This window comes from Chloroflexota bacterium (assembly GCA_009840355.1).
Classification (GTDB): domain Bacteria; phylum Chloroflexota; class Dehalococcoidia; order Lucifugimonadales; family JADFKI01; genus Bin90.
In genome coordinates this window covers 1-5,399 of sequence record VXNZ01000053.1, presented here as the reverse complement: position 1 = coordinate 5,399, position 5,399 = coordinate 1, and the positions used below count along the sequence as shown (strand labels likewise).

The window sequence follows — 5,399 nt, the reverse complement described above, 5'->3', positions numbered from 1 at the left end:
CAGAGCCGACAGCGACAGATACTCCAAGCCCTACTGCCACCGCTACGCACACCTCGACGCCCACTCACACGCCAACAATCACACCCACTACCACCCCAACGGCAACGGAGGAGCCTCCTACGCGCAGAAGCAGAACGAAGCCGACATCGACGCCTCCGCCGACCGATACGCCCGCGCCAACGGAAACGCCGGTCCCGACGGCGACATTCGTGCCAACGGCGACGATGACGGCGACGGCTGAACCTTTCCCCACCGAACAGGCAAAGCCGGAGCCAACTCCCGAACCCACAAGTCGTCCGTCACGCAGACAGAATACTGCCACGCCGACTCACACGGCAACGGCGACCGAAACCGCTACGCCGGTTCCTACTACCACACCCACATTTACGCCGACACCCACTTCTTCACCGACGCAGACGGCTACGCCTAGCGCTACCGCGACAAATACTCCCACACAGACGCCCACTGTCACGCCTACTCATACGGCAACGGCGACCGAAACCGCTACGCCGGTTCCTACCGCCACACCCACGTTTACGCCGACACCTACGCCCGTACCGACGCACACAGCGACACCTTTGCCAACGCCGGCACCATCCCTGTTTTTCGTCAATTGGCAGCCGCCGCAACTTCCGGTCATCGGCAATGCCGCTCCTCGCATCCGCAACGCGCTGGACACAATCACTAACGCGCCTCGCCAGCGCATGACGCTCGTGCTTGTGCTGGCGTTCACCTTTGTTCTGGCGCTGGGCGCCTTCGCCTATCTGCTGTTGAGAAGACGGTAGGTGGGAATGCCATGGTGCGAGGGCGTCGCTAGTCCTCTTCCACCGCTGCCGGTATTTTTGATGCCGAGGGGATAGTCAGGGTGAACTCTGTGAACGCGCCGAACGCGGTGTCCACCGTCAGGTGTCCTCCCAGCCTTCTGGCTACATCGGCTGCGATGGGAAGGCCCAGCCCCGCGCCGAGCGCCCCGTCGCGAGTCGAGAAGAATGGATTGAAGATATGCCCCAGAACGTCCTCCGAGATTCCTGTCCCGTTGTCCCTTATCCTCACCTCAACCATGCCGGACTCCTCTATGTCCCGGCGGCTGGAGATATGCAGCATAGGATTATAGCTGTCCCCTGACTCCTCTTTTCTCATTAACATAGCGTAGCAAGCATTCGAGACGATGTTGACGATTGCCTCGCCAAAGTCATGCTCGGCAAGCGGGACCTCACCCACTCCCGAATCAAGGTCGAATACGCGCTCCACGGAGAACTCCTTCCATTGTGATTCGAACGCTTCACAGCCTGTATTTACAATCTGCGGCAGCATCGCGTTCATATCCACGGGCACCGGCTCTCCGCCCTCAACGCCCATAGCTCTCATTCTCTCGACAATCGCCAGCGCTCGCCCACCATTCACGCATACCCTGTTCAGGCTGTCCGAAATCTCTCCGCTAATTTCCTCGAGCAGTTCAACATCATCCTCTGACATTCCTGCCTTGTAAGTATCCAGCATCTCGGAGAGTTCGTCGTACAGCTCAAGCGAGCCTTCGGAGAAGTTCGTGACGAAGTTCAGCGGATTGCTTATTTCATGCGCCACGCCTGAAACGAGTTCACCAAGAGCCGCGAGCTTTTCCTGGGCAACCAGGCGTGCCTGCATTTGCTTCAGCTCTTCATTCGCTTCGCGCAGCTCTCCGTACAGCTTTTCGACAAGATTAAGCCGCTGTACTTCGAGCGCCTGCTGCCGGAATACCTCAAGCGCATTCGCCAGTTCGCCGATTTCGTCCTCTCCGATCTCAGGCACGGGAGTTTCAAGGTCCCCGCCCGCCATGTTACGCATCCGGTCGGACATCCTGGACAGACGCCTGACCATTCCGTTGCCAACCCACAGCCAAGCCGCGAGAGTTGCGGCGACTACGCTCACCACACTGATTATCGTCAGTAACAGACGTCCTTGGTCGAAACTGCTTACCGCAAGTCCGAGCGTGGACGAAGAGTGGCTGCCGGCGTTGGAAAGGAAAGTTGTCAGAGAGTTGTCCAGCGCGGCGCTTGACTCGCTGAATGACTCCGCCAAATCGTCTGCCTGCGCCCGAAGCGCCAATTGCTGGGATCGAACGGCGAAGACTCCTTCCCTTTCGGCCAGCGCCGCCACAGACTCGTCAATGCCTCTGGCGTGCAGTTGAGCGAATGCGTCCCATTCATGTTCCAACGCTATTTCGTCATCGGCAAGCGATGCGCGCTTCAATGCCAGAAGTGCCATCAGGGAAGGAGCGTCTTCAACGGATACCGCGTCGATGCGGTCCTGAAGCTCTTTTGCCGCTAAGTCCGCCTCAAGAGCCGCCGTTCGATTGATCATGAGGTTGTCGATGATGCCGGTCAGCTCGTATGCTGCCTCCTGGGTTGTCTGCGCGTATGCCGCTAGCTCAGGAACACTACCAGCAGTACCAAGGGAGTTATCCAGTCTTTTGAGGGGTTCGGAAACCGCGCCGCCTTCAATTGCGTGATTGCTCGATTGGGTTTCTGCCAGCAGTTCCATGCCAATCGAACGTAGCCGTTCCGCTTCTCTCGTAGCTTGCCATGAGGCTTCGAGGGCAGGGACGGATTCCGATGATGCCTGGTAATTGAGGTCTCCACTCCGTTCGAAGTAGTAAACGCCCACGGCGCTCGATACCAGTGTCAGTAAGACCGCGAAACCCAGAGCGATGTATAGTTTTGTGCCTATACGCTGCCATATACGTGCAAGAGAACCCATACCTGCAAAACTCTCCTACTTTGGTGCCATTCGTCCAACAGGGCGACCTGGAGAGAGTTTATAACGAGGGATGCGGATGGTAAAGCGTTATGTGCATGTCAGGGTCTTTCAGTTGTCACCCTGAACGGAGTGAAGGGTCTAAAATCTAGGCAAAGAAATAAGATTTGCCATAGTCGGCGCTTTCAGATTTCTCGCTGCGCTCGAAATGACAAGAATAACCGAAAGCCTCTGTGGTTATGTGACTGTCAGGACAATAATTGCATGCATCAGAGTTAACGGATGCCATCGTACATCCCTAGCGCGGCGGCGGTGTGGGTGGACTTGACGGCGCGGCGGGAATGTTGGGTTCGGCGGAGGGGAATACTAGCTTGCGCACGGGGTAGTTTATTTCGATGCCCTCTGCGGTTAGACGCGAGTGGATTACCTTTACTAGATCGCTTGTTAGGAAGAAGCTGCCTATTCTGTCGGTCGCGCGGATGAATACCCAGAAGCTGATGTTGGAATCTCCAAACTCCTCGAAGCCGAACCACGGTTCGCCCTTGACCGCGTACTCAGACTCGTCCACCAGTTCCTGCGCCGCATCGCGCGTTACCCGCTCTACCAGCGCCAGATCGCTGTCGTAGCTCACGCCGCAGTACACCAGCACATCCAGCGCGGGCGACGGGCTGTAAAAGTTCGTTACGATGCTGTTCGCCATCTGAGAATTCGGGATTATCACCAGATTGTTGAACATCGAGCGTATCTTCGTGCTGCGCCAGCCTATTTCCACGACATAGCCTGCCGGGCCGCCTTGCAATTCGATGTAGTCGCCGACATTCAGCTCGCCCTCGGTTACGACATACGTGCCGGCGAAGAAGTTGGCGAGCGTGGGCTGCACCGCCAGCGCGACCGCCAAGCCGCCGATACCCAAGCCCGCGAGTATCGGGCTTATCGGGATGTTCAGCACAGACAGCGCCATCAGGAATGCCAGCGAGTGCACTACCAAAGGCAGCAGACGCTTGAGCGGCGGCAATAGTCTGTCGTCTAATTCCGTGTCCGTGCTGGCAGCGACGCTGCGGATGTACCAGACAAGCGCGGCGTCCAGCAGGCGGTATAGCAGGTACGCCACTTCAGCGATGACGACGACCAGCCACGCGCGGCTGATGTAATCGCCGTAGCCCGCTATCAGCGTGTACGGCGGGGTTTCGAGATTGGTGAGTATCAGCAGCGCGATGAACAGCCCGGACAGCGCGATGAACAGCACCAAGGGACCTCGCACCACGCCAAGCAGCTCTTCGTCTAGCGTGCCGCGAGTCCGGCGCGCCCATCGATTTATGATAACGCGCAGAATCACATTCACGATTCCTGCCGCTATCAGGAACGCGATAAAGACAACCGCGGCGCTCGTCGGCCCGCCCCAATTCGTCTGGCTTATAAACGGCGGCAGCATCTAAATCCTTTCTATATCCTGCAATTTGTCAGGTTCCTTTGAAGGTACCATCCTATCTGTCCTGTCCATCCTGTTGAGACGATACCCGATCGTAGCCGGGCACAGGCTTCATAAATCCCTGATGTTCCGCGCTGTTTTTGTCATTCCAAACGCAGCGAGGAATCTGAAGCATGTCCTGCGAAGGCAGGGATCGTTGCATGCAGACCTGTTTCCGACTTTAGATTTCTCGCTTCGCTCGAAATGACAGGGATAAATTGCGGGTGACATTTATATGTTGCAGATGACAAGTATGAATTGTAATTGTGAAATCGTCTTCCTGTTAGATTTCTGAAGGGGAGAAGGGATGTGGCGAAATCACTCCACCGACACTAAGTCGCGTATGTTGTCGATGATGCCTATGCCTATGCCGTCCACTTCCAGCAGCGCGTCGATGCTGGCAAAATCGCCGTTTGCTTCGCGGTGGCCGACGATTGCTTGCGCTCGCACTTCGCCGATGTTGGGCAGCGTCTTTAGCAGCGTAACATCCGCGCTGTTCAGGTTGACCTTGCCGTCGCTGCCCTGCCCTGATTGCGCAGACGATGCGGCGGCATTGCCATTTGCGCTGCGGCTGTTCGCTCTGCCGCCGTTTGATGCCTGAGCGCCGGCGGCGGATATTTTCTCGCCTACTCTTGGCTCGCCTACTCTTGGGATGTGCCAGTGGTCTTCGTCTTGGACTACAACCGCTAGATTGATAGCAGACAGATCGGCGTTCTCGGTCGCGCCGCCTGCCAGCAGCAGCACACTCGCCAAACGGCTGCCTTCGTACATGATATACACGCCGGGATTGACTACGGCACCGCTGATGTACACGCCAACATCAGGCTCGGGCGGCACCGGGGTGCTCGTCGGCACGGGCGTTGGCGTCGGCGCAATCTCGACTACCTGCACATCGCCTGCGGACGCGCCGGGCAGAACGGTTATCGCCACTCCGCCCACGATCGCAAGCGCGACCAGCACTCCCAGCAGGATATAGATGAAGTTCAGCCTCATGCCACCTCGTGCCAGCCAAATGCTTTGCTTATAGTAGGCGGCACTAATATGACGCAATGGCGCGTAGGGTGTCAAGGGTGGGGGTGAGTGATGGGCATTGGCGTGGATAGATTAGACCGGCGTTGTAGGTTTGCTCATCTTTGATTCGCCCTAGTACCAAGTCCGCCTGATATTGGCACAAGTATAAGAAATGGGTTAGATACTG

Annotated in this window: 4 protein-coding genes; all 4 read right to left on the bottom strand. The window is 57.2% G+C overall.

Annotated features, from left to right (window positions below; genetic code table 11):
* Positions 1-478: 478 nt before the first annotated feature.
* A complete protein-coding gene (locus tag F4X57_13675) occupies positions 479-733 on the bottom strand; it encodes a hypothetical protein (protein MYC08198.1) in 255 nt (84 codons plus the stop codon).
* A gap of 80 nt (positions 734-813) precedes the next feature.
* On the bottom strand, positions 814-2,736 hold the full coding sequence (locus F4X57_13670) for a HAMP domain-containing protein (GenBank protein ID MYC08197.1): 1,923 nt from the start codon (positions 2,734-2,736) through the stop codon (positions 814-816).
* A gap of 295 nt (positions 2,737-3,031) precedes the next feature.
* On the bottom strand, positions 3,032-4,165 hold the full coding sequence (locus F4X57_13665; GenBank protein ID MYC08196.1) for a mechanosensitive ion channel family protein: 1,134 nt from the start codon (positions 4,163-4,165) through the stop codon (positions 3,032-3,034).
* A gap of 354 nt (positions 4,166-4,519) precedes the next feature.
* Positions 4,520-5,194 (bottom strand): ComEA family DNA-binding protein, encoded by a 675-nt coding sequence (locus F4X57_13660; protein MYC08195.1) that lies wholly within the window; start codon positions 5,192-5,194, stop codon positions 4,520-4,522.
* Positions 5,195-5,399 lie beyond the last annotated feature (205 nt).

Bases quoted from the DNA above. Each gene is read 5' to 3' on its own strand.
- F4X57_13665 (MYC08196.1), bottom strand. From the start codon at position 4,165: ATGCTGCCGCCGTTTATAAGCCAGACGAATTGGGGCGGGCCGACGAGC.
- F4X57_13660 (MYC08195.1), bottom strand. From the start codon at position 5,194: ATGAGGCTGAACTTCATCTATATCCTGCTGGGAGTGCTGGTCGCGCTT.
- F4X57_13670 (MYC08197.1), bottom strand. From the start codon at position 2,736: ATGGGTTCTCTTGCACGTATATGGCAGCGTATAGGCACAAAACTATAC.